Genomic DNA, 26,576 nt, shown 5'->3' with positions numbered 1-26,576 from the left:
GGATGAAAAGGCGATTCTTCTTTTTTGTAATTTTATGTTTTTTTATTTTCTCCGGTCAGGTTTTTCCTTATTTTGTAGAATATAAAGAGCAATATTATAAGCTCTACCATATTCATTACAAGCAAGAACCCGATGATATCGTCGAAAATATTTATTGGCTTGAAAGGGCTATAAACGCCGATTTTTGTAACCCACTCCATGCTCTAGGAAAGATTACTACCAAAAAAGAATGGGAAAAATATCGGTACATGTTTATGATGCACCTCAACCTTAAAATGGTCGAGCAGCATTTAAGATTGGGAAGTAAATACGATAAACAGGCTGCATACTTTTATAATTATCCTTGGAAAGAACAAAATATAGAAAGCCTGTCTAAGGCCGAAGAATTCTATGAAGCAGCTCTTGTTTATTGGCATGAGGCGAAGCTATGGGCGGAAAAAGCCAATATGAGAGAATTTCAATTCTTATTTTTAGATAGCCTTCCTTTTTGGGAAAATGAAAGAGCCCGCATTGCTTCCGGAGACTTAAACTATGAGAGGACTATAAAAAGGGAGCTTCTCCGTCTTCAAAAGGTCAGAGAGGACTTTATGAATATGGACGATAGTACTTACTGATTTTTACTGTTTACCTATTTACATATATTCATTTGTTTGCTAATATGGTATATATGGATAGGTGTTTTAAATTAAGTCCTTCGCTTTTAAGTGCGGATTTTTCAAAATTAGGTGAAGAATTGGCCTTTATAGAGAAGCACGGCGGCGATTGGGTTCACATAGATGTTATGGACGGGCAGTTTGTGCCTAATTTAACCTTTGGAGCTCCGGTGGTAAAATCTATACGCCCTTGTTCCAAGCTGGTTTTTGATGTGCATCTAATGGTCAATAATCCCGAAAATTTAGTCTCGGCCTTTGCGGATGCAGGTGCGGATTATTTTACCTTTCATGCTGAAGCATCTATTCATGCAGACAGACTTATTGCCGATATCCGTTCTCACGGGATGAAGGCCGGAGTAAGCATCGTACCGAGCACTCCTGTAGGAATACTTGAAGAAATAGCTCCCCTGGCCGATCTTATCTTGGTTATGAGTGTTAATCCCGGATTCGGAGGACAAAAGCTTATACCTTATTGTTTAGAAAAAGTTAAGCGGCTAAGGTCATTGCGCGAAGAAAAAACCTATAATTATTTAATTTCTGTCGATGGCGGGATCGATTCAAAAAATGTGGGGTCGGTTATTGATGCCGGTGCCGACGTAATTGTGTCCGGTTCAGCTTTCTTTTCGGGAGATTTAAGAATATGAAAAAAATTTTAATTTTATTTTTTTTACTTTTTACTGTAAATGCCTTTACACAAAATTACGCCGATTATATGTCATCCGGTTTAGATGCCTATGCCCGGTCTGACTGGTCGTCTGCACTCTTTTCTTTTCAAAAGGCAATGGAAGTTTCAAGAAATTCTTTGGATGAGCCTCTATATTGGCTTATAATGGCAAATGCCTCAGCCCGTAATTACCCGGTTGCCCTGAACGATATTGAGAATTTTTTAAAAAGATTTCCAAACAGTTCTAAAGCCGCAGAGGTGATTTATCAACAGGGAAGAATATGCTGCCTGTCTGCAAAGCATGATCAGTCCATAAATATTTTATACGGCTTTTTAAGAAAATATCCGAACCACAGACAAACCGCCTCGGCTTATTACTGGATAGGAGAAAATCTCTACATGGTAGGACGCCTAAAAGATGCAAGAACTATTTTTTCGCGGGTTATAATAGATTATCCATCTTCAGCCAAGGTTGAACCTTCCCGATATAAGATAGCCCTTATAGATCAAGCTTCTACACAGGATGAGCTTTTAAAACTTTTAAAAATAAGCCATGAGGAACTTTTAAAGCTTTCCGAAGAATCGGAAAAAAACAAAAAAATTTATGAGCAAACAATTGCTGCATATCAGAGGCAGTCTTCCGATGCCGGCGGAGATATGAGAATTGCCGATCTTTCAGAGCAGCTTAAAATGGAAAGAAAGCGTAATGAAGAACTGCATGACCAACTTGTAATGCTTGAGTTAAAAAATCAAGAGCTTTTGGCAACCTTAGCAAAAATGGATGCTAAATACACTTCAGAGATGGCTGCTGGTGGGGAAACTCCTGCTGCAGATTACTCCGATCCAAAAGCCAAACGAGCTGCGATTGAGGCTTTAATAAAAAAAGCTAAAATTTTGCAGAGTATGTATAACCAACTTCTGGAGGGAAACGGTCAATGAAAGTAAAAAGATATTTTACGATTTTATTATTAGGTTTGACAACATTTTTTTTACATGCTAAATCACTGCCTGATTACGAACTTTTAAAAGATAATCTTAAGTTGGTGGTTTTTAGAAAAACGGGGAATTTTTGTCTTTATAATCTTTCTATCAGAGGAAAGGGAAAATATACTCCTCTTTATGATGATAGGTCCCTGGGCCGTACCAATAAATTCTATGTTTATAAGGATAATAAGGTCTATGAATTAAAAAAAAGAGTAGGGAAGCCCGTTACCATTGAAGCTGACGGAGATTCAATAAAAATCGTATATGATTTTGATGATTCTTTTTATGTTACTCAAAAATTATCGTTTACAGAACAAACTTACGGTACCGGCGGCCCTCTTTTAAAGATTGAAACTATAGTTGAAAATACGAGCGGCGGTACGGCAGAATTTGCATTAAAGGCTCTTTTTGATACTAAGCTCGGAGAAGACCGAAAGATTCCTCTTTATACCGATTTAAGAACAGGAATTTTTAGAGAAACGGTTTTAGAACCTAGATTTGAGAAAGATTCTGCCATTATTTCTGCAAATTCCGATTTAGCCTGTTTATTTTTAATCAATCATTCCGAAGCCAAAATACCGGCTCAAATTTATGTTGCCAACTGGGAAAGACTTCAAAGTATTAAGTGGCTGCCTAAAGCAGTTCAGGGAAGATTATTTAGTACCCAATATTCGCATAATGATTCAGCCTTGCTTTTTGTTTGGCCTAACGAGGTATTGGAGAACACTGACAGCTTAAAGGTAACAATGTTTATAGGCTGTTATGACTTTTTAAGAAAGAAAAGTACTTCTGTAAAAGAGGAAGTGTCAGAGAAGACTAATGCCCCTGTTCCTCAGGATAAAGCTGCACCACCTAAAAATGAAAAAGATTACCAATATATACAAGCCTTATTGGATAAAATTCTTGAAGTTGAATCAAATCCCGATATGGCCTCTGATGAGTATATTGAAAATTTAATACAACAGACAGATAATGCAATACAAAATATACAGGAATAAAAAATGGCTATTTCCGTTGTAGAGCAAGGTAAAAAATTATTATCTAAAAAGAAATACAATGATGTTATCTCTTCATTGGAGCCTCATGTTGTTGAATACAGGGACTCTTTTGCCTTTCATTTTTATTTAGGTTTGGCGTCTTTCCATGTGGGTGATATCCATGGTGCTATGGATTATTTTTTAAGAGCCAGACAAATAAAGCCGACGGATTCCGACTTGCTGTCAACCTATGCTGCTATGGCCTTGAGACGCTCTCTTACAACAGAGGCCGTAGAATACTATTTACAAGCTCTTGAACACAACCCTAATTGTAAACTTGCAAAAAAAGGTTTGGACATTATTCGCAAAAATAATTCGCCCGAAAAATTAGGCAATTTTGTTCAGTCAGGTAAAATAAAGACTCTTTTCCCCAGACCGGGGCATGAAGAAAAAAAAGGAAGATGTATTGCTATAGCTCTTGTTTTAGGTATTTCGATTATTTCTTTTGTTTTTATTGTGCCGTACATAACTAAGACAAGGCAGTTTTCAGGCAACGAAAGAGCCAATTTAGAAGAATTTAAATTGGACAGTAATGAAAGAAAGTATGCTGTAGACATGGAAGGCTCATATATTTATGTATTGACTCAAAGCCAAATATTAAAAGCGTATTCGGATGCTCAAACCTATTTTAATGCTCATAGGGATAATGCCGCCCAAGTTGAGATAAACAGGCTTCTTTCATCAAATGCTTCTTTTTCGATAAAACAAAAATCCAGGCTTTTGATGGACTATTTTGAAGAGCCCGGCTTTGATAATATACAGGATATTTATTCTTATGCTCAGGTAAAACAGGAACCCCTGCTTTATCTTGATTGCTGGGTAGTATGGAAGGGAATGCCTGCCAATATACAGACCGGCACATATAGTACAGCCTTTAACCTTTTGGTAGGTTACGATACAAAACAAATCCTTGAGGGCGTTGTTCCGGTTTTTTGTGATTTTGTGTCAAAAATCGATCCGGATAGGCCTGTAAATGTATTGGGCCAAATAATTATAAAAGACGGAACCGTTTGTTTAAAAGGAAAAGGCATTCATCAAACACAAAAACCTGCTGAAAACGACTAGAATTTTATATGACGGTTTTCTATTTTTTCTTCACCTCCGGCAAGATTGCAGGCCCTGTCCAGACAGTTGTATAATTCTCTTATGTTTCCGGGCCAATTGTGAAAATTAAGTTTTGCTTGAGCCTCATCACTTATGTTTTTTTCTGCCTTGGCAAGATAGGCTTGAGCTATGTATTTTATGTCTTCTTTTCTGTTCCGCAGAGGCGGTATTTCATGGTGCAGAACATGAAGTCTATAGTAGAGGTCTTGGCGGAATTTTTTTTCTTTAATCATTTTTTGTAAATCTTCGTTTGCCGCTGCTATTAAACGGAATTCAACCCGCTTTGATTTTGTCGAGCCGACGGGTCTTATAAGACCTGATTCCAAGACATGCAGAAGTTTTGCCTGGATATCCGGTGAAAGGGTTTCCATTTCGTCCAAAAAGATTGTGCCTCCGGAGGCTTCAAAAAAGGCTCCTTCTTTTTTTACTGCGCCGGTAAAGCTTCCTTCTTCAGTGCCGAACAAAAAAGATTCTGCCAGTGATTCCGGTATGCAGCTGACATTTATCGGCAGGAATTTTCTGTTTTTTACATGAGATAGCCTATGTATTAAATTTGCCGTCAATCCCTTTCCTACTCCGGTTTCTCCTAATAGGAGCACCGGCAGGTTTGAGTTGGCTGCCCTGTAGATAAATTCTCTAAGCTCGCAGATTTCCTTACTGATGCCGATTATTTCTTTTTTTATTATTTGTATATTTTCGTCTTCTTTTGTGTAGACCGGTATTTTTTCTTTGCACAATTCTTCCAGAAAAAAATTCTCTATTTTATCGTATATCCCTTTAAAATCTTTTGGAATTTCAAAAATTTCCGATACATGTGAATTTAATAGATTGTATTGTAAATCATTTTGTTTACAATGTATTATAATAAATATATGAATATGGGGAAATTCGTTTTTGATTAATTCAAGGATATCGGGTAGAAAAAGACCGCCTGATTCTGTATCGATAATTACAAAATCAAAATGTTTTTCTTTTAAAATATCTACTATTCTGCTGCTGTCAAAGGTTAAAGATACATTCCACAAACTCCCGACTTCTTTAATAAAATGCTTAGCATCTTCTTTTGAATATGCCGAGTAAACACAATCTTTCATACCGTATTTTAGCAAATTTATTTTTTTCTTACAAGGCTGTTAAAAAAAAGCCCCTCTTAAAAAGAGGGGCTGTCTTAAGTCTATACTTCGCTTTCAGTTGGACTATGGTTATTTTCTTCTTCTGCGTAATTTTCTATATTTTCAAAGGTTTCGGAATCTTCAAAATTTTCATCCTCCGGTCTCCTTGAATGGCTGACCGTTAAATTCCTTCCTCGGTAATAGCTGTTGTTGAGTTTTTCGATAATAGTTTCGGCTTCATCCTGCATAACTTGTACAAAGCAGTAATTATCCAAAATTCTTATGTCGCCGATGTGTTCACGTGAAATACCGGCTCCCTGAATCAACAATGTTATAATATCTTTTGGGAAAATTCCTCTTTTTCGGCCTACACCGATAAAAAGACTTGTAGATTCTTCTTCTGCCAATATGACTTTAGGCCTTGACGGTCTTGCAGAGTTTTGTTTAAAAGTGCCTTTTCCTAAACCGTTTCGGTTGTCTTTTTTATAAATGCGGCTGCCACCGATTCCCGCTTGTTTAATAAGGTAGGCGGCAACATAAGACCGCATCGTGAGCGGGACTGCTTTTTTAAAGATTCGGCGATATAAGTTTAATTCTTCAGGATTTTCCTGTGTTTTGATCGCCTCGATAAGATCTTTTAAGGAAGAAATTAATTGTTCTTCATCTTCAATTTTAATTTTGTTTGACACGATATATCTCCTAAAGGGCTATATTGCCATATAATCGCTTTTTAGGCAAGCCCTTTTAATGAGTTTTTTATAAAATCGGCAGATTACATATATGGGGTTATTTTTCCAATTTATAGTTGTATTTGCTTACGCCGTCGGCATCAAATATTTTTTTAAATCCGTGCTTTACTAAAATTTCGGCTGCGGTTCTGCTTCTTCTGCCGCTGCGGCATATAACAATTACATTCTTTTCTTTCCAATCGGAAATTTCCGAAATTCGGCTTTCTATTTCTTGTACGCTTATATTTATTGAGTAAGGCACATGGCCGGCCTTATATTCATAGTCTTCACGGACATCGATTACAAGATACTTTCCCCGTTCCGTTTCATCGTTCAAAATTGCTTCCAGCCGGGAACCGTCCATTCTGATAATATTTTCCGGAGATTTTGCGGTACATGAAACCGAAAAAATCACCATAAGTAAAAAGCTTAAAAATATACATGTTTTTTTCATCATCATACTCCTTGATTTGTACAAATCTACATAAATTCATATAATATGTCAAGATTTATTATTTTTTTATCATAAAAATGTGCATAAAAATTTGCCTGCTTTTCTAAAATTCAAAAAAAGTATATACTAAAATAGTATAAAAACCGTAAACTACGGTAAAAATTAAAGAGGTGCGTTATGGATTTATCTTATAAGCAGAAATCTGCGTGGGAAAATTTGACTAAGGCTGAACTTTCCGAATTAGGAAAACTTTCAGATAGTTATTTGGATTTTTTAGACAATGGAAAAACCGAAAGAGAATGTACTGTAGAGATTATAAAGCAGGCTAAAAAGCATGGATTTAAGTCTCTTGAAGAAGTCGTAAAAAGCGGTTCGGCAAAAAAAGGAACAAAGGTTTATCTAAACAATAAGGAAAAATCCGTTGTTTTGATGGTTTTGGGTGATGATATTACTCAGGGTATGAATATTATCGGAGCTCATATAGACAGCCCCCGCCTCGACTTAAAGCAAATGCCTCTTTTTGAAGAGTCAAATATGGCTTTTTTAAAGACTCACTATTACGGCGGTGTAAAAAAGTATCAGTGGACTACAATTCCTCTGGCTATTCACGGGGTTATCTTTACAAAAGAAGGAAAAAAAGTTGATATTTGCATAGGCGAAGACGAAAAAGACCCTGTTCTTTTTATAAATGACCTTTTGATACACCTTTCAAAAAAGCAGCTTCAGGAAACAATGTCTGAGGGTATAACCGGCGAGCAGCTTAATATTCTTGTAGGAAATCAAAAACCTTCTTCGAAAGAAAAAAAAGACGATAAAAAAGAAGAGTCAAAAAATCCGGTAAAGGACAATATCTTAAAAATCCTTAACGAAAAATACGGTATTATTGAGGAAGATTTTAGGGTTGCTGAGCTGGAAGTTGTTCCGGCAGGAAAGGCCCGAAATGTAGGTTTTGACAGCTCCCTCATTGCCGGACACGGCCACGATGACAGGGTTTGTGCTTATACAAGCTTAAAAGCTATTTTGGAAGTAGAAGCTCCAAAAATGACTGCTGTTGCTCTCTTTGCCGATAAGGAAGAAATCGGTTCCGTAGGAAATACCGGTATGCAGGCTCTCTATTTTGAAAATATGGTTGCAGAGATAGCTGCCTTAAACAAAAACTATAGGGATATTGATGTTAGAAGGGCCTTTGCCAACTCATATATGCTTTCGGCCGATGTTTCTGCAGGTTTCGACCCTGCCTTCCCATCCGTTTTTGAAAAGATGAATTCTGCCTATGTAGGCAACGGTATCTGCATCAATAAGTATACGGGTTCGGGCGGCAAGGGCGGTTCAAACGATGCCAATGCAGAATTCTTACAAAGAGTAAGAAAAATCTTTGATGATAACAAGGTTGTCTGGCAGACGGCTGAGCTCGGAAAAATAGATGCCGGCGGAGGCGGAACAATTGCCTATATTATCGCAAAATACGGTGCCGAAGTTGTAGACTGCGGTGTTCCCGTTCTTTCGATGCATGCTCCATTTGAAATTTTGAGTAAGGCCGACCTTTATATGGCCTATAAAGCTTATAGAGCTTTTTATAAATAATAATACACATTTAACGATAGTATGTAACCTATGATTACCAGCTTTGTTGGATATGTGTAGTTTGATTCCGTAATCCTCCTTCGTACGGAATCGGACTTGCCCGCGTAAGCGGGCTTTTTTTATAAACAGCCTTTTACAGTTTATAAATATTCACTTTAAAAAAGCCTTAAAAAAAGGGCTTTACAAAGTTTTATTTTTATGATAGAATAAGCCTTCAATGAGCCGGCGTGGTGAAATGGTATACACGATAGACTCAAAATCTATTGGGGGCGACTCCGTAAGGGTTCAAGTCCCTTCGCCGGTATTTGTTTAACCGTCCATTTATATGGACGGTTTTTTTATCGGTACAAATAGAACCGCTTAAAAAACATTATTGCCTTTTTAAAAGTATGCCTATCGGTAAATGATCCGAGTAACCATTTCCTGAATAAACGGAGTACTTATCGGGTTTTCCGGAAGTATCGGTCAGCGGTTTTAAATTAATTACGCAAAAGAAGCTTAGATCGAAATTTTTTCCATCGCTTAAATTATCCGAATAGAAAAAATGATCGATTCCTTCCCAGCTTTCCTTGTAAAAATAGCTTCCTGCGGGTTGACTCCCTTCTTGAGCTGCGGCCTGATAGGCTTCAATATTCCAGCAGTTGTCAAATTCGGACAAAAGAGAAAATTCCTCCAGAGTCTGATTAAAGTCGCCGCATATGATAAAGGGCGTTTGAGGCTCTGATGCTTTTAATTCTTTTAGCCTTTTATAGGCCTGTTCTTCCTGCTGCCTCCGAATGGAGTCTGTATCGGAGTCTCCCACCTTGGACTTCCAATGTACATTTAACAGCACCAATTCGTTATCCCCCGTAGAATTGCCTATCCGAATTCTGGTTTCAATCAGGGGCCGCAATGACCTTTTGCCTGAATATATATTAAAAACCTTTGTTTCGGTTATAGGAAATTTTGAAAGCAGGGCAGTGCTGAAGGCTCCGCCGCTTTGGGGAGGAATAAAGACTGCGTATTTGTATGAGTTATTCATCGGGAGAATTTTACAAAAATCATCTATAACGGCACGGCTTTCTATTTCCTGTAAAACAAGGATATCCGGTATGGCCTTTTCCCCTAAACCAAGGGCAAGACATGAAAGATTAACAGCCTCTTTTAGCCTGAAAAGCCTTTCGGCATACTTTTCCTTAGACCATTTTGTCTTTGAACCCTTGAATTCTTTGAATTCCCGGCCGTCCTCTACGGCATCAAAAAAGGTCTGTGCATTATAGCTTACAATCGAAATCTCATCTTTTCCGATGTTTTGTAAGCGGAATACATTTGTACATCCCGTGCAGGCGCACAAAATGAAACAAAAACATATAAAAATAGATAAAGTCAAAATTTTCCTTAATTTTTTCATAACTATCACCTCTACTATTGTTGTATGTTTTTTTGTAAAAGAATATCAAAAATACTAAAAGAAAATATATTTTTTTTCAAGTAATATCTAATAGAAAATTGAATGTGTTGCCTAGTTTAATTTTGGACTAATTTATGCTATACTGTCAGCTATGGAATATCAAGTAACAGCGACACGGAGGCGGCCTCAGCGTTTTGAAGATTTGCTGGGCCAGGAATTCGTTGCCGCAACATTGCAAAAATCGATTGAGGCAGGTAAGATTGCCCATGCCTATCTTTTTTCGGGTCCGAGGGGATGCGGAAAGACAAGTTCGGCCAGGATTTTGGCCAAGGTGCTCAACTGTGCCGAGGGACCTAGGCCTACGCCTTGTGGCCATTGTACCTCTTGTGAGGAAATTACTGCCGGTTCGTGTTTGGATGTAATCGAAATTGACGGTGCTTCAAATACGAGTGTAAATGATGTAAGACAGATAAAAGATGAGATTTTATTTCCTCCGAATTCGAACAGGTATAAAATTTATATAATTGATGAAGTTCACATGCTTTCGACAAGTGCCTTTAATGCCCTATTAAAGACGATAGAGGAGCCGCCTCCTTATGTCGTGTTTATTTTTGCTACCACAGAAATTCATAAGGTTCCTGCGACAATTAAAAGCCGCTGTCAGCAGTTCAATTTTAAGCTCGTATCGATAGAGATACTAAAGCAAGCCTTGGCAGATGCCGCTGCAGAGCTGGGGATAAGGGCAGATGATGAGGCCCTTTATTGGATTGCCCGCGAAGCAACCGGAAGCGTAAGAGATGCTTACACTCTTTTTGACCAAGTTGCAGCCTTTTCGGACGGGCATATAACATTTGAAAAGATACACGAAAAGCTCGGCCTTACGGGTGTCGATTCAATCAATAAGCTTATGTCGGCCTGTGTTGCAAAAAACGGTCAAGAAGCCCTGTCTATCTTGGACGGAATTTTGCAGGGAGGAATCTCGGTCGAGCAGGTAGTTTCGGATTGTGCGGATTATTTTAGAAGCCTTTTACTTGTAAAGCACGGTATTACAAAGGAAGCTCTTATCGGGCAAAGAGCCGACCGCTTTCCTCAGGATATCCTGCAGGGCTGGGAGGCAGTGCAAATAGAACGAGCCCTAAGTATAATGCTCCAACTTTTTAAGGACCTAAGGTTTTCTATTGATCAAAGATATGAATTGGAGCTTGCCGTTTCGCGTCTTTCTTGGCTTGGCGATTATGTCTCACCTGCCGATTTAAAAACTGCCTTTGATGCAGCTAAGAGCCTTATTTCAAGCCGAAGGACGGATGTTGAAACAGCAAGACCTCTTCCTCATCGCGAGGAAAGTCGGACTAAGGAGTCTCCGCGCCCTTTTGACAATGCGGGCAGTTTGACCGAACAATTTAAGGCCGTTTTAAGACGGGACAATAAATTGGACGGGTTTACCGAAAAAAAAAATGAAGAGAAACAGCCGGTTTCAAATAATGTGTCTTCAGATAATGTTTCTTTTGAAAAAAAAGATGAGGCACAAGAAACCGTACTTCAGACTGTCCGCAGTGTAGAGAATGCTTTTAATAATGTAGAGGAGTTAAAAGAACCTTTAATTGAAGCTCTTTTAGAAAAGAGCGGGATATTGTCTTCTGCTGTAGGTCAAAGTAAGGATTGGATTTTAAAAGAAGACAGTCTTACACTTTTTGCCCGCAGCTCGTTTGACTATACGCTGATTCAAAAACAAAAGGATACGGTTATCGACTCTATTTTTGAAATTACAGGAAAAAAAATTAAATTAATTTTAAAAGAATATATTCCGCCTCAACCGGAAAATAAAGTTGAGGAGACGGTTAAGGAACCGGAAAAAATCCGTACCATAACTGATGTGTTTATGGGAAAAATAGTTGAGTGTAAAAATTTGATATCGGAAACTGAAGAAGGGGAAGAAAATGAAGTTCAAAATGCACAAATCCCTGCTGCAATGCAGGAACAAAACTCTTAGAGATTTAAAAAATAAAGAAAAAAAGCCGATAAAATTTTTTGCGGCTCTATGCCTTTTTTTATCGATAGGCTTATCATGTTTTTCTGAAGAAATAAAACGAGGTATTTTAGACCTACGAAATGCCGATTTTAGATCTTCACCTGTTTTAACATTAAACGGTGAAACGGGCTTTTATAATAATAAGCTCGTTTTTTCAAAAGAGGATATCGAAAAAGCCGAAGTATTTATTCAATGTCCTATGGACTGGAACAAAGCTGTTCTTTCAAATGGAACAAAGCTTTCAAATTTAGGAAGCGGGACGTATACATTTAAAATTTTATTGCCGAAAAAGGCCGGTAAGCTTACCCTCAAAATTACTTCTCCTGTTTCGGCCTGGGCATTTTTTGTTGACGGAGAGGAAGTTATGAGGGCGGGAACTCCTGCTTCTTCAAAAGAAAATTCAAAAACCGGCATGCAGGATATACTCTATGACATTCCGCAAGACCGTACAGAAATTTATATTGCAATTCAAGTTTCAAACTTTGCCCATTCACGCGGAGGAATTTATCATCCGGTCAGTATAGGTACTAAAGAAGCTATAGAGAAATCGATTTTAGACAAACGCTTTGTAGATATCTTTGTTTTTGGTTTCTGTATTGCAATAATCTTTTATCACTTGGCTCTTTTTATCTTTCATCCTAAAAATAAAAGTCTTTTGTTTTTTATATTTTTTACTTTAGTTGTTGTACTTAGAAATCTTGTGATAGGATACGTATTCAAGTATATCTTCCCTTCAGCCTCGTGGGAGCTCATCACAAAGTTGGATTATTTTACCTTTGCATCTGTAGGATTTTTTATATTCACATATTTTAGATCTCTTTATAAAGATGATACGAACGCTATTATCTATAAAATCATATCGATAGAAGCTCTTGCCTATTTTCTGTTTATCTTAGTTACACCTGCATACATTTACGGAAAATTGATTACATATCACCAAATAGTCATTCTTGCAGAGGTTTGTTATGCTTTTTATTTTGTGATAAGGCTTTTAATCAAGAAGAGGGTAGGGAGTATTCCGATTTTTGTCGGCGTTATATTTTTAATCATTTCATCTATAAATGATGTTCTTTACAGTATGATGCTTTCTAATGTAGGAAATCTCTTGCCGTTCGGATTTTCAGGATTTTTGTTCGCCCAAGCTTTTTGTCTTGCTTGGAGAAATTATCTTGAAACTAAAAAAGCTGAAGAAGTCAGCTCTATGCTTATTGCTTCGGATAAGCAAAAAGGTTTGTTATTTGATGAGATAAAGAATACAAGCGGAGAACTAAAACAGCATGAAATTACCTTAGCGCAAAATATGGACATAGCTGAAGATGCAATGAAAAAACTTTCAGGATATGCCGAGTCTGTAAGACAAGAAATTACGGTACAAGATGGAGAATTAAGAGGAACTCAAACCGCTACAGACAGTCTTAATTTATTTTTGGAAAATATTTCGCAAGGAATTGAAAATCAATCGATGGCTGTAGAAAATACGGTTTTACAAATAAAAGAGCTTAATAATTTAACGAATGATTTATCCGATAAATTTAAGACTATAAATGAAGGTTTTGCTTTGCTTTCAGATGCCAGCAAAACAGGCAAGGATAATTTGGCAAAAGTTACTGCAATTATAGGGAATATTTACCAAAGCTCCGAGGTTCTTCTTGAAGCTAACCAGCTAATTACCGCCTTAGCAGAACAAACCAACCTTTTAGCAATGAATGCCGCTATAGAAGCAGCTCATGCAGGCGATGCGGGTAAGGGCTTTGCGGTTGTTGCCGATGAGATAAGAAAACTTGCAGAAGGCTCCGCAACGGAGGCGGATTCTACCGGCAAGATATTAAGCCGAATAAATAATACAATCCGGCAGTCGGCAGAGGCCTCCGGAGTACTTCAAAAAAGTTTTGACGATATAAATCAAAAAGTTTTTGATTTTCAAAATATTTTAGCTAATATTTCAGGTTTTATTTCAGATGTAAGCTCTCAAACGGAAAAGATGGATTCGATTATGAACACTCTTTTAGAAGAGTTTACCAATGTACAAAAAGAAAGGGATAATATCAGCCTAACGCGTTCGGATATTTCAAACAGCTTTAAGAACCTTTTAAATGCAACGGAGCAAGTTAATTCTGAAATTTCAGAGATGTTGAACAGTATTAAAACCTTGGATCAGGCTATTGTAAAAACCAGAGAGGTAGAATCTCAAACAGGTTCTTCAATATCCAAGTTAAATGTTCTAATTAGAGAATAAGTCAAAAGAACAAAAGCCCCAAGAAAATTCTTGGGGCTTTAATTTTACGGTTTGACATCCTTTAAAGGTTTTTATCCATTGTAAATGAAAGTTTTGAATACTTAAACGATTCCAACATCAAATCGGAAAGATATTCTTTTGTTCTTTTTAATACATGCTCTGCTGTTTTGCGGTTTTCTTCAGTTAAAAATTCGCTTAAAGATTTTGCAGGTATTTTAGCCGCTGCGTCGGTAATCTCTTTTACTCTGGCTCTTCCGTAACTTTGCATTTCGGTAAGATAGGCATTATTATCATCCTTAAATGCGGAGTAATGGGCTTCAACAAAATGGCCGATTAGCTTAAATAACCAGTAAGCATTATCGGTAGAAACCATACGGGTCATTCTTTTATAGGCCGTCGGAGTATCCAAAACATTTGTAAAAAACGGAATATACGGAACAAATGCTGTTGTCCCGAGTGCCAGCCACTGTATTCCTTCAAGCCCTTTTGGAGATTTGGGCCTTAATTGTAAAATATGGGATTCGGCTGTACGTGAAAGCGAAATACCTCTAAAGCGTGTTTTATTAAACTCACTATTGCCTATGCCGATAGGATCAAATTCCGTTTCATTATAGTGAGAGCTTAGTATGTATTCGACATCTTCAACCGAGATAAGGCGGTTTGCTTTTTGGATAAAAGGAATATCGTTGGATACCGGAGATTGCTCTATTTCGGGATTAAGATATTTTTGAGCAAACCAAGCTCTGGGAGTGTTGTAAACCCTGTCTTTTTCGTTTGATGTTCCGAAGATATGTCTAAAGTTAAAACCTTCCCTGTCAGGATTCAGCTTATGCTCATTTACAAATTCCTTGATACCCTTTGACCACATATAATAATCAGGTTTTTTAAAATCGATTTCTTCGATTGAAACCTGATTTGGAGCTACGGCATAGCAGTCATCGGGAATTCTTACGGCAACCCAATGATGGCCGCAGGGAATTTCCATATACCAAATCTCATCGAGGTCGGCAAACAAAATACCGTTACCCTCGGCAGAACCGTATTTTTCGATGAGTTTTCCCAAATAGCTTACCCCCTCCCTTGCAGAGTTTATAAAGGGGAGAACTATGTCGTTGATTGCATCCTCTGCAATTCCGTTTTTTACCAAGGGGTCATATGCAAGTACCTTAGCGTTTCCGTAGACACTTTCGGTAGAGCTCAGGGCTACGTTTTTTTCGTTGATTCCCGCTTCGCCGTAAACGCCTTGGTTTTCCTTATCGTTCGGATAGGCTTGCGGAACGGAGGTGTAACGGTATGCCTTTGCAGGGAGGGGAATCTCCACGCCTGTGTTTTTAGATTTATAAATGCGGTTTGCTTCGTTTACCGCCTTTTCTAAAACAAATATTTTGGGGCTTATTGCCAAGTGAAAATCCTCATTTCTTGCAATGAGAATTGAGCCGTCGATGCTGGCTTTTTTGCCTACCAGCACTGTTGTACAGTCGGTGTGTGCCGAAAAAGATTTTACATTATTCATATTTTTCCTCATATGTTAAATTATATTTACAAGTAAAACTATACTCTAAAAACGATATTTTTGCAATATTTTTCTTAAAAACTATTGACATTTTTTTTTATTTTTGATAAACTGGCTAAATCTTATGGGGGCGTAGCGAAGCTGGTTATCGCGCTGGCCTGTCACGCCGGAGATCGCGGGTTCGAGCCCCGTCGCTCCCGAAAAAGCTCACCGCCTTAGTGGTGAGCTTTTTTATTTTATATCTGCATTTTTATTTACGGGCAGTAGCGCAGGGGTAGCGCGCTTGGTTCGGGACCAAGAAGTCGGGGGTTCAAATCCCCCCTGCCCGATTTAAAAGAATGGAGCAATTAAGCCGGCAAATAGACTTGCTAAGTTTACCTCTTCCGTTCCGAACTTTCTTTTTCTGATTTCAACTACAAGATAGATTATAGCCTTTATTTCATCCTTTAGGATTACAGGTACAAGAATGGTAGAATTCCAGTTGGGGATTCCCGTTATAGCGCTTCTTCCCGAAATGTTTTCCCAGTCTATTTTGCATAGCTCTTTTTTTTCGGACATAACTTCGATTATAAAGTCTCTATTTACGGGAAATTCCGGCTTTGAAACAGGTTTATATTTAAAGATTCTTTTGGACATCTTTTCCTTGACAGGGCATATAAAGATTCCTGAATCGGCGCCTGTACTGTCTATTATTTTTTCAAGACAAATTTCGAGCCTTTGTGTTTTTGATATGGAATGCCGTATGAGTGAAGCCGTATCGATAAAGCTTAGAATATTTTTTGTATCGTTTATGGTATTTCCTGTTAATATTCCGGCTAACCTGTCAGCCTTTTTTTTGATGGATTCAAGATCTTCTTCCCATACGACTGTTTGATTCCTTCCCCAGTTTTTTGCAGCATATAGGGCTTGATCTACTTTTGACAATAGATCTTTTTCTGCTGTGCCGTCTGTGGGAAACACGGCTATACCCATGCTGATAGTTATCCTAATAGCCGGATTATCAAAATGCAACGCTTCTACCTGTTTTCTGATTTTTTCTGCTATTATTAAAGCTTGTTTTTTTTCCGTATTAGGGAGTAGAATAACAAATTCTTCTCCGCCGATTCGCCCGAGTATTTGTCCTTTTTTTAATACACCCAATGCAGTTTTAGCTGTCGCTTTTAAAACCGTATCACCCATCTGGTGCCCGAAGGTGTCGTTTATTTTTTTAAATTTATCCAGATCATACATTAGGATGCTGAACGAGTTGTTACTTATTTTGGAAACTCTTAAAATATCGGTTAGTGCATTTTCGGTGTATTTTTTTGTTAACGCCGATGTCAGCTTATCTGTAGCCGCCTCCTGTTGTACCTTATAACTTTCTATTAAAAATGAAAATATATTTTCAATGTTTAGGCAGAAACGTATTCCAAAATTACCGAAGTTATTTATTTCTTTATTTGATACAAAAACCAAGTAACCGGTTACAGTATTCCCTGTTTGATGATTATAAGAATTTATCGGAACAACAAGGTGTGAGGAAATTTCGCTTTCTGTCTTAATATTTACCGTATTGTATGTAGATGATTCTATTAATCTTGCAATTTTTTCTATAGTTTCATTTTGACCGAAATTAAATAAGGATTCGATTTTATCATTGGTTGTTGTAATAAATACATCAGCCGCATTTGCAAGTAAATTTAAAGCCGTAAAATTTAGAAGGTTATTTATATTTTGTAAAAAATCATCTGAAAATTTTTCAATTATGTCATCAATAGACTTATTCTTAAATATACCGGATTGTTTTGTTTGTGATATAATATTAAAAATAAAAGCCGGATTATTTTTTAATTTTTCGACAGCATTTTTGGATAACAGTTTTGCTATCTGTTTATAGGATAGTACTTCTTTAAATTTTGTATATTCAGGTTTTATTTTTCTGTTGATATAATCGTCTATTATCAATGAAGGTAATCCGTAGTGGTGAGAATTAAAATAACTTGCTTTGAATTTTAACGGTATTTTTTTTATAAAAATATTAATTAATTTCTGAGCCTCAACAAAATTAATCATTGCCATGTTAATATTATTTTTTCTCAGATGTATTAGACCTAGTTTAATATTTATATCTATGCTTAAGTCCGTCATGTATTTATTTCCAAGAAGATTCAAAGCCTCTATCAGTTTTTTTTCCGAATTTCCGGGATCTATATAGGCTTCTAAAAATAAAAGAGGTGCTTTTATTAAAGGTTGATTACTGTGGCAATTTATGTCAAGTATAACTTTAACTATTTTTTTAAAGTCAATGTCAGAGCGGAATATTATAATTTTTCTTATAAGGTAGACTAACTCATAAAACAAAAGATATATATTTTCTAAAAAGGCTTGCGTCGAGGCTATTGCCAAGATTTCTTTTTCGAGTTTTTCAATAGAATTTATTTTACCTTGTGCAATTTTATTTAAAGTCATACACAGTGATAAAAATATTTCTAAAATCTCTTTAATATCTTTTTCCCCTTGTATATGCTTCTCCAAAATTTTGATGTCAGCTTCAAAATGCCCCATGGCATAGTAAAAACTGCTCCTTGTTTGTTCAAAAATACTTATATCAATCGGATCCTTGTGTATGCTTTTGTTTTTAAGTATTTTCGATATTTCCGATTCGGATTCATCCACTTTGTCATACATACATAATGACAGATAAATTTCATAAAGAATAGTGTGAGCAAAAAATATTTCGTTTGTATCAAAATTTTGTATTATTTTTTTTATAGCTTGATTGCAAGCCTCATAGGCTTTTTCATAATCATATAAGTGTAAATATGAGATACTTAAATTAAGTAATGTAAGGATTTCCGTAGCAGAGTTGCCCGATGCATTATTTTTTAAAATTCTGTTATAATATACTATTGATGCCTCAAAGTTTTTGTATACGTGTTCTTGAATTACAGCCAAGTTGTTGCAGACAATATCTTCAATATTTGTATTGCCTATTTTTTTTGCATTTTTAAGAGTTTCCAAATAAGTTCTTTCTGCCTCTTTGTGATCTCCTGAATAAAAAAGGTTTGTACTCAAATTCAATAGTGCTTTTATTTTAAGTGATTTAAATTCTTTTGAATTACCGCACTTTAATATAATTTTTTTTGCTTCATCGGCAGCTTCAGTGTATTTTTTAGTGTATTGTAAAAATTCTACCTTCGCTTTATCAAGCAATAATTGAGTATAAGTATCATTTGCCTCGGCCGTAATTTTTTCGGCTATAGCTAATGATTTAGCTATTTGTTTAGCTTTTGCTTTAGATTGAATTGCTTGAATTATTTTTATTATATGAACTTGTGCTGTCGCTATTTTGTTTGAATTGAAGTTGCTAATTATTTTTTCGGCTATTGCTATTTTTTTTCTGCATCCTATCATATCTTCATTTTCTAAATATGATTCTGCAAGAATAAGGAGTATATCAAGTTTACTGTTTTTGTCTGTATTTTGGACAAACAAATAGACTTTTTCAAATATCTCTATATAGGCTAGATGAGTACATTGCTTTTTTATATTGTCTTTATATTTTATGCAATAATTAACCGCTTCTTCAAATAATCCCGATTTTTCTGCATGCCAGATCAACTCATTAATATTTACTGTTTTTTTTGTTTTTATTCTTTGTATAATTTTTTTATGTATTTGCAGCCTATAAGCATGATCAAGCTCATCATACAACGTTTTTTGTAAGATTTTATTTATGATTGAATACTCATTTGCATTCTGCTTTGTCGTTTTTTTTATGATGTTTTGCTCTAATAGTTTTGGTATATATTTTGTAACTTCAGAGTCTGTTACATTCAGTATCTTTGGTAAACTTTCAGCTTTAAAGCTTGTTTGAAATATACATAGGTTTTTTAAAAAAGTTAATTCATCTTTATCCAGATTTTTTATCTGCTTTCTTACCGACTGCTGTATATTGATAGATATCGGTATCGGAATAGAAGGGTTAGACAAGCTGTCTGAAAGTTTACATAGCTCCATTGATTGGTCTTTTTCCAGCTCTCCCGAAACAGTAAGTTCTTTTAGTGCTTCATTAATAAATAAGGGGTTACCGCCGGTATTTGAATATATTTTTTTTAATAATATTTCCGGGATGTTTCTTATATTTATCGTATTTCGTATTAAAGTTTCGGTTTCCGCTTCAGATAAGCTTTGAAGGTTTATTTTTTTTATAGACGTTTGATTCGATAATGTTTTAATAAGTTTTTTTGCATTTTCATTATTGTTAATTAGACTTTCATTGGCAGATTGTATCAGTATTATGTTTTTTTTATCGGAATTTTCTATTGTTAAGTACAATATTGCTTTTGTTATAAATTCACTTATCAAATGTATATCATCAATTATAAAAACTATAGGCCGTGATAATGAGTTTTCCAGTATTAGGTCCGTTATTAAGTTTATAAGCCTATATTTAAGTGCTTTTATTCGTTGTATATCTTCATTGATTTCTATTTCGGATTTTAAAGCATCAATAATACTGGTCAGTTTTTTTTCATGATTTTGTTGAATTAAAGAATTTTTTAAAAATAAACTTTTAATGAGATGCAGAATAAAGTTAATATCGTCTATATTACTCAGGTTAGTAATATAATAAACGTCCACTTTTTCAAGTAATAGCAAAAAATATATCTCTGATAAGAAATAGGTCTTCCCAATACCGAAGGGCCCTGTGATTAATATATTTTTATTTTCGGTTTTAGACGTTTTTGTTTGTTTAAATACGGAAAAAATCTCGTTTTTTTCTTTTTCTCTATTTATGGGAAATTGATAATTTTTTATAATGCTTATCGGGGTTGAGATATTGTAATCGGTATTTATGCTGTAATTAATATCCGATATTATTTCATAAAAGGGATAAGGTTCTTTTTTGAGTTTTCGCGTATTAATTTTGTTATATATTTTTAAAAAACATTTGTAAAGGTGTTTTTTGCTTTCGTCATTTAACTGGTCGCTTTCAATATGTTGCAGTTCTTGAAAATATCTTTCATGATTTTTTATTATGCTTTTTTTAAAGAGCAAAGATAAAATGATTGTTTTTAAGATATCGTGATTATAAGTAAATGTGTGAATCTCTTCATTTGATAAAAGTTTTATCTGCTCTGGGTATTGATTTTTTTCGGTGATAAGGTCTTTTGCCTTTATAAGAATTTGCTCGTTATTTTTTATCACATATATATTGGTTAGATCAAAGTTATTATATACTATTCCGTATGTTAGTAAATAGTTTAACTCTTTAAGTATTGCTGCAAATAATTCGAAGATATCTTTTGTTGTGGCATTAAGTAAAAAATCTAATATGGGTTCTTTTTTTTCTATATACTCTATTGTGTATAAGTATATTTCCTCATCTATTATTTTATTGTCTATACTTATTAACCGTGTAAAATCATGATTTTTTATATGAACGCTTTCTTTTAATTGTTTGATAAGAAGAAATTTTTCTCTAATAAATTGCATAAAGGCTTCATCTAAGTCTGAAGCATATATCAGTCTTAATTCAAGTTGTTTTTTGTTATCGGAACCTAAATCATGGACCAAAAATCCTGTATTAGTTTTTAATTCTACCGGGAGCTCGTTAATAATTCTATATCTGTTATTTAATATTTTCATTTGACCCTCCCTTATATATTTGCAGATATTATGTCAGTTAAAAATGTGAAAAAAATAAATTTATTTAAGCTAAATTTGGTATGCTTTTCAGGAGCTGCCAAATAAATTACTCCTATGGTATCTTCATTCTTTATCATAGGAGCGATCATTACGGAATTCCATTCCGGCATATTGGTTATACTGTTTCTTTTTGCTATTGAATCCCAATCCACTTGGTGAATACCCGTGCCGTCTTCAGCAACCATGTGAACCAGTTGGTCATTGATCGGATAAGATTCAAATCCTATTTTTGCATTAATTTTAAAATTTAATTCGTTGTTTTTTTTGTTTTTGGATTTAAGAATGATGGCTCCGCTCTCGGCTTCAAATAGTTTTATTATTTTTGATATTAAAGTCTTTGATAGCTCTGTTTTTTTGATATTAGTTTTTAATATATCGCATAATTCTATTGTTGCGGACAGATTCTCATTAAAAAAAGATCCATCAGCTATAATAACAGCATTTTGACTTGTTTTATCTCCTTTTTTATTAATTATAGACGGTGCCCATACGGTGCTTTTATTTCTTCCTGTATTTTTGGAGTGATACAATGCTTGATCCGCATTTGAGAGCAGGTCGGCAGTTGTTTTTCCGTGTTCGGGAAAGGTTGCAATTCCAAGGCTTATTGTTATGGTTGCATCGAATTCCGTAAAAACCAAATTTTCTATTTTTTTTCTAAAATATTCGGCTGTTTTTAAGGCTTTTTGTGAGTCCGTATCGGGTAGAATGACAGTGAATTCTTCACCTCCGTATCTTCCCAATATCTGCCCTTGGCTTAAGGAGTCTAAAATAGTCTGAGTTACTCTTTTAAGAACAATATCGCCTACAAGATGTCCATAGGTATCATTTATATTTTTGAATTTATCCAGGTCATATAAAATAAGGGAGAATTTAGAATTTGAGTTATATAAGTTTCTGATAATATTTTTGAAAAAAGTTTCAAAGTATTTTCTTGTATAGGCTCCGGTTAAAGTATCATATGATGCTGATTGTTGAAATTTTTTACTTTCGATAAGCATGGTTAAAAGGTTGGAGTGCTTTTTACAAAAAGCTCTTCCTTCATATGAAAAATTATTTACTACATTTTCCGATATAAAAACCATAAACCCTAATAGTTTGTAATGATTTGATCCGAAATTCTTTTTATTAACGGGGATCACCATGCATGGCTTGTTTAGTACGGCTTCTATTTTAGCCGTATTCTGATATCCGAATTTTATTATAAAATCAAATATCTTTTGTAAATCTCGGTTTTGATCTTCATTGTGTAAGATAAAAGATGGTTCATCGGATGTGCCTATTTCTAAAAAATCATAGGATGTGGCGATTACATTTAAAGCTAAGAATTTCATTATTTCCGATATATTTTGCGTATAGTTATCGGTAAAATTATTAACGATTTCGACAGATGTAATATGTTCATAACCTTCATTTTTTATAAAGGTTTGTATCAATTTATTTTTTAAGTTTTTATCCCTTTTTATAATATTTATATGTTTAAGCTTTAGAATTTTTTGCAGTTCTGAATTAGTTATTTTTTGGTTATATTTTTTTTCTTTTTGTGTGGATTTTCCTTTTATAAAATCCGAAACTATATCGAAGGCTCTGTTAAATTGCCAATTATTAAATAACTTTGTCTTGTATTTTTCAGGGGTGTTTTTTAGTATATCTAATATTTTGTTTTGAGCTTCAAGATAATATATAATGGCCAAGTTTTGGATCCCGGCAGCACAATAGTAATCACCTAATGTCATATTAAGGAATAATGCGATATTTATCAACTTCTTAGGTTTAATGAGTTGAAGATTTTCTTGTAAGATATGTTCTGTATCTGTTTTGTTTAAATAGATATTTAAATAGTTCATTCCTGACTGTTGAAAATCATATAGATCGGGCATATCGAATTTTACTATCTGCCGTATTAATGGAGAAAAATCAATATCAGGGCGCTTTATAGTCGTGGTAATGACTGTATCAAAGAAGTTTTTGGTAAGCTGTCTTATATTTTTCGTGCTATAATTTTTTATATTTATATATAGGTTAAAGATTTTTATTAATTTATTTATATCGGATTTTTTTCTTTTAATGATTTGTAATGTTTCCAGCATAAAATATACTATAAATATTTGATGATCCGGCAGATGCTTTTTTAGCTTTATGCTTCTTTGTAAATAGACAATTGCCTTATTATTATATCCGAATTCTTGGTACATCCTTGCCATGATAACATAAAATACACAGTTATGCTGGCTCGCGGACTTTTTTTTGTTTTCTCGTACTGTTTTTATATATTCTTTTCTATACTCGCAAAATTCTTTATATCTACTTAAGTTTTGGGTTATCTCCATAAGTGTTGTAATGCATGGAATCTTTAGCATTGCCATGTTATTGGCAAGTATTTTGTTTTCTGCCTCTTTTGCATATTCATAAGCTTCATGGTTGCTTTGAATTTCGCTTAACATTCGTGCATAATTAATTATAGAAACAGTTTCAATAGCCAAAAATCCTAATTTTTTGGCCAAACTTATAACATTCTTTGTATATGTGAGAGTCTTTTCAATATTTGAATATCTCTTCCAATGCATTATCGAGATATTATACATTGAAATAAGTTCTGTTTTTATATTATTAGATAAAGATGAAAGCTCTTTTGCCTTTTGAAAGCATTTAAAAGATATTTTCTTATTATTTTCTTTATCATAAAGATATCCTAAGCATATATAAGCTTCAGTTCTATAGCTAATATATTCGGGCCGGTTTTTTGTTAGATTAAATATTTTATGAGTAGATTCTCTAAAATCACGATATTGCCGTTTTAAATGATAGTATAAACACTTTGCATGTTGTAATCGTAGATTGACTATATCTTTAGATGTTTTTGTATGTAATTCCGTCAGTTTGTTTACGTAAAAATTAACTTTTTCTTCATTTGAAGTTCCATACTCATGCCTGGCCATTAAATTATAATAGGACGATAAAAGATTTGCATCTTTTATTTTAGGCAATATTTCTTCAAGGCTTAATATAATTTCCGCTTCCTTATTTGTAATATTCATCTGATTATATAGTTCGAATATTTTTAAGAGAATCTGAAATTTAGCTTTTATGCTTTGACCGGATATCATTGAAGTAATTTTTTCGTAAATTTTTATTGCGGCATCCGGATTTTTTTCCTTCATATTTTTATCCACTATATCCAGACAGTAGCTTAATGCGGCCTTTTTATTCCCCGATTCTTTTAGATACCAAATAAGCTCATTTACATCAGTATCGGGTTCCTTTTGAAGAATTTGACTTATTTTTTTATGCTGTAACATTTTATTCTTAGGCGGCACCATTTGATACAAAATATTATGCATAATTTGATTGGTAATAGTGTATTCCAGTTTGTCTCCTGTCTTTATAACGGTGATCAAACCTTTATTTATAAGTTTATTTATATTTTTATCTATTTGTTTTGACGACATAGATAGAATCTTATATAAATACTCTATTTTGAACTTGTTTTGAAATAAGGATACTTCAAGAAATATTTTTTTCTCGCTTGGGGAAAGAACATTTAATTGATTGGTTAAAACTTCTTCAATCGATTTTGGTATTCTATTTTGAAGTTTTTCATTGTATATTTCATCCTTAATGAGCCATGAGCCTGTCAGCTTGTCCCTATATATTGTTCCGGCATTGACAAATTCTTTTATCATTTCAATAATAAAAGACGGGCAACCTGATGTATGCTTATATAGGACAGGACCAAAACTTAAAGGAAGATATTTTAATAGCATGATATTTTTTAACATCTCTATGGTTTCTTCTTTTGAAAAATAATTTAGTTCAAAAGTTTGACATTTTTCATAATTATTCAAGATGTTTAAAAAAGATTCGAATTTAGGTGAAACAGGGGAGACAGCTTCATCATAAGACAAAATAACTCCAAATCTTTCAAGCTCCGTAATTTCCGTGGCTAAATATAGAATCGTATCCAGCATAAAATCGTTTGCAAATTCTACATCATCCATAATTAGAAATACAGGCAGTTGTCCTATTGTTTTAAAAAATAAGTTTTTTCCTTCATTAAAAACTTTAAACTTCATGTAATCATATTCTTTTTCCGTATTAACGGCAAGTTTACGATCCCTGATTAGTTTTATATTTTTTATTAGGTTTTCTCTTTCATCCATATTTTGGGCCGAATATGAATTTAAAAATAGTTTTCCTAAAAAGTCATCCCAAAATTGATCCGGACTGGAATTCCTTAAATTATAATTAGCATATATATTTGTCCTTTCTAAGGATAAACGGTATTCGGCTTCTTTTAAAAACCTTGTTTTTCCTGTTCCCTGAGTTCCCTTGATAAGAAATACCTGTTTCTTTGCCTTTTTTGCCTGTATCTCAACTCTTGCCTGCGATACCATATTTATTTCTTTTTGTTTTCCTACTATTTTAGGACGGAAAGTTATACTGTTAAGGGGCGGAATAATATCTGCAAGGTAGGTTCTATTAAGTTTTCTGTTTATATCTTGAATTATGTTGTGTATTCTAATTTTCTGATTTTTATCTTTATGATGAATGTATTTTTTTGCTATTTCATATAGTGCCGTAAAAATATCTTCATCTTTTTTATTTAAATTTTTATTTTTATAAGCCGTTTTTAGTTTGGTAAGAGCCGATGAAACACTTGTTGTAAGTTCTTGTCCTGCAAGAAGTGTAACTATAAAGGAAATAACGGTATCTATATTTTCATTGGTCCCTGTATAATCTTCAGCCTCGGTCAGCCGTACTGATGTGCTGTTTTCAAGTTTTGCCGATACGATATCCTTTATCCTGACTGTAAAATCGTCTTTTTCTTTGACTATCATTACATTGCCGTGAGTGAATATCTCATACTCAAACCCAATGTTACTCGCATGAACAAGACTCTGGCAAACCGATACGGTGATTTTGAGGATATCTTCCATTGAACATATTTGTATAAATTCCAAAACAGGTACTGCATTTTCAAGATGTTCAGTGGTAAAAATATATAAAATTTCATCCGGACTTGAATGGGGCGAGGAGGGATAGGACAAGTATAAACTGGAAAATCCGTAATTTTTAAGATGAAAATAATTATCGATAGTGCTTATGGTAATGAAATTGTCTTTAAAAAAATCAAGTACTTCTTTTTTTAGCTCTAGGGATGATACAATTTTCAAATTAATTTTTGTGTTTTCCGACCATAAGTCTGCGGCCAGAAATTCCTGCACATAAGGCATTGAGTTGCTTATTTTGTTAATAATCTTGTATCGGCTATTGATTATCTCCATAGACTAAACCAAGGCCTGTGATTTAGTAAAAATGTAATCACAGCAACCGAACAAGTCTATCATATCTTATTAAAAAAGTCTAGTCTTTTAAATTTTTGGATTTTTGATTTTCGAA

The 26,576-nt window shown here is 34.5% G+C and carries 15 protein-coding genes and 3 tRNA genes; 11 read left to right on the top strand and 7 right to left on the bottom strand.

What is annotated here, in order from left to right:
• The first annotated feature begins 2 nt into the window (after positions 1 to 2).
• The 5 genes from HGJ18_RS09225 to HGJ18_RS09205 are packed head-to-tail and all read left to right on the top strand — an operon-like array spanning position 3 to position 4,403.
• Positions 3 to 614, top strand: coding sequence for a DUF8513 domain-containing protein (locus tag HGJ18_RS09225; protein WP_253696044.1), 612 nt, complete (start codon positions 3 to 5; stop codon positions 612 to 614).
• A 53-nt stretch (positions 615 to 667) separates the two neighbouring features.
• On the top strand, positions 668 to 1,297 hold the full coding sequence (gene rpe, locus HGJ18_RS09220; protein ID WP_253696043.1) for a ribulose-phosphate 3-epimerase: 630 nt from the start codon (positions 668 to 670) through the stop codon (positions 1,295 to 1,297).
• Positions 1,294 to 2,256, top strand: a complete 963-nt coding sequence (locus HGJ18_RS09215; RefSeq protein WP_253696041.1) for a tetratricopeptide repeat protein — start codon at positions 1,294 to 1,296, stop codon at positions 2,254 to 2,256. The genes rpe and HGJ18_RS09215 overlap by 4 nt, the downstream gene beginning before the upstream one ends.
• The gene (locus tag HGJ18_RS09210; protein ID WP_253696040.1) at positions 2,253 to 3,299 is read left to right on the top strand and encodes a hypothetical protein; all 1,047 of its coding nucleotides are present in this window, start codon (positions 2,253 to 2,255) and stop codon (positions 3,297 to 3,299) included. The genes HGJ18_RS09215 and HGJ18_RS09210 overlap by 4 nt, the downstream gene beginning before the upstream one ends.
• A 3-nt stretch (positions 3,300 to 3,302) precedes the next feature.
• Positions 3,303 to 4,403 (top strand): tetratricopeptide repeat protein, encoded by a 1,101-nt coding sequence (locus tag HGJ18_RS09205; protein WP_253696038.1) that lies wholly within the window; start codon positions 3,303 to 3,305, stop codon positions 4,401 to 4,403.
• On the opposite strand, the gene HGJ18_RS09200 is transcribed toward HGJ18_RS09205, so the two are convergent.
• The 3 genes from HGJ18_RS09200 to HGJ18_RS09190 form a co-directional block, all read right to left on the bottom strand.
• Positions 4,400 to 5,536: a sigma 54-interacting transcriptional regulator gene (locus HGJ18_RS09200; protein WP_253696036.1), complete on the bottom strand. Its 1,137-nt coding sequence runs from the start codon at positions 5,534 to 5,536 to the stop codon at positions 4,400 to 4,402. The two genes, HGJ18_RS09205 and HGJ18_RS09200, sit on opposite strands and share 4 nt — an antisense overlap.
• Before the next feature lie 80 nt (positions 5,537 to 5,616).
• Positions 5,617 to 6,243 (bottom strand): DbpA RNA binding domain-containing protein, encoded by a 627-nt coding sequence (locus HGJ18_RS09195; RefSeq protein WP_253696035.1) that lies wholly within the window; start codon positions 6,241 to 6,243, stop codon positions 5,617 to 5,619.
• A gap of 97 nt (positions 6,244 to 6,340) precedes the next feature.
• On the bottom strand, positions 6,341 to 6,736 hold the full coding sequence (locus HGJ18_RS09190; RefSeq protein ID WP_253696033.1) for a rhodanese-like domain-containing protein: 396 nt from the start codon (positions 6,734 to 6,736) through the stop codon (positions 6,341 to 6,343).
• A 177-nt stretch (positions 6,737 to 6,913) separates the two neighbouring features.
• On the opposite strand from HGJ18_RS09190, the gene HGJ18_RS09185 reads away from it, so the two are divergent.
• Complete coding sequence (locus HGJ18_RS09185; RefSeq protein WP_253696031.1) at positions 6,914 to 8,320, top strand: aminopeptidase; 1,407 nt, start codon at positions 6,914 to 6,916, stop codon at positions 8,318 to 8,320.
• A gap of 221 nt (positions 8,321 to 8,541) precedes the next feature.
• Positions 8,542 to 8,624, top strand: a tRNA-Leu gene (locus tag HGJ18_RS09180).
• A gap of 66 nt (positions 8,625 to 8,690) precedes the next feature.
• On the opposite strand, the gene HGJ18_RS09175 is transcribed toward HGJ18_RS09180, so the two are convergent.
• Positions 8,691 to 9,710: an endonuclease/exonuclease/phosphatase family protein gene (locus HGJ18_RS09175; protein ID WP_253696029.1), complete on the bottom strand. Its 1,020-nt coding sequence runs from the start codon at positions 9,708 to 9,710 to the stop codon at positions 8,691 to 8,693.
• A gap of 151 nt (positions 9,711 to 9,861) precedes the next feature.
• On the opposite strand from HGJ18_RS09175, the gene dnaX reads away from it, so the two are divergent.
• Both dnaX and HGJ18_RS09165 read left to right on the top strand, forming a co-directional pair.
• Positions 9,862 to 11,700 (top strand): DNA polymerase III subunit gamma/tau, encoded by a 1,839-nt coding sequence (gene dnaX / locus HGJ18_RS09170; RefSeq protein ID WP_253696027.1) that lies wholly within the window; start codon positions 9,862 to 9,864, stop codon positions 11,698 to 11,700.
• Positions 11,648 to 13,975, top strand: coding sequence for a methyl-accepting chemotaxis protein (locus HGJ18_RS09165; RefSeq protein ID WP_253696025.1), 2,328 nt, complete (start codon positions 11,648 to 11,650; stop codon positions 13,973 to 13,975). Before dnaX ends, HGJ18_RS09165 begins: the two co-directional genes overlap by 53 nt.
• A 61-nt stretch (positions 13,976 to 14,036) precedes the next feature.
• Here the strand turns inward: HGJ18_RS09165 and HGJ18_RS09160 are convergent, their stop codons facing one another.
• Complete coding sequence (locus HGJ18_RS09160) at positions 14,037 to 15,488, bottom strand: C69 family dipeptidase (protein WP_253696023.1); 1,452 nt, start codon at positions 15,486 to 15,488, stop codon at positions 14,037 to 14,039.
• Between the two features lie 126 nt (positions 15,489 to 15,614).
• Between HGJ18_RS09160 and HGJ18_RS09155 the strand changes: the two genes are divergently transcribed.
• Positions 15,615 to 15,688, top strand: a tRNA-Asp gene (locus HGJ18_RS09155).
• A gap of 57 nt (positions 15,689 to 15,745) precedes the next feature.
• Positions 15,746 to 15,817, top strand: a tRNA-Pro gene (locus HGJ18_RS09150).
• A 1-nt stretch (position 15,818) separates the two neighbouring features.
• Here the strand turns inward: HGJ18_RS09150 and HGJ18_RS09145 are convergent.
• Both HGJ18_RS09145 and HGJ18_RS09140 read right to left on the bottom strand, forming a co-directional pair.
• The gene (locus tag HGJ18_RS09145) at positions 15,819 to 21,119 is read right to left on the bottom strand and encodes a diguanylate cyclase (RefSeq protein ID WP_253696021.1); all 5,301 of its coding nucleotides are present in this window, start codon (positions 21,117 to 21,119) and stop codon (positions 15,819 to 15,821) included.
• Between the two features lie 11 nt (positions 21,120 to 21,130).
• Positions 21,131 to 26,461 (bottom strand): diguanylate cyclase, encoded by a 5,331-nt coding sequence (locus tag HGJ18_RS09140; protein WP_253696019.1) that lies wholly within the window; start codon positions 26,459 to 26,461, stop codon positions 21,131 to 21,133.
• Between the last annotated feature and the right edge of the window lie 115 nt (positions 26,462 to 26,576).

The sequence above is a fragment of the Treponema denticola genome (genome assembly GCF_024181405.1).
In the GTDB taxonomy this organism is placed as follows: Bacteria; Spirochaetota; Spirochaetia; order Treponematales; family Treponemataceae; genus Treponema_B; species Treponema_B denticola_D.
The sequence above is the reverse complement of the archived record's forward strand: the minus strand, read 5'-3'. Positions and strand labels throughout refer to the sequence as shown.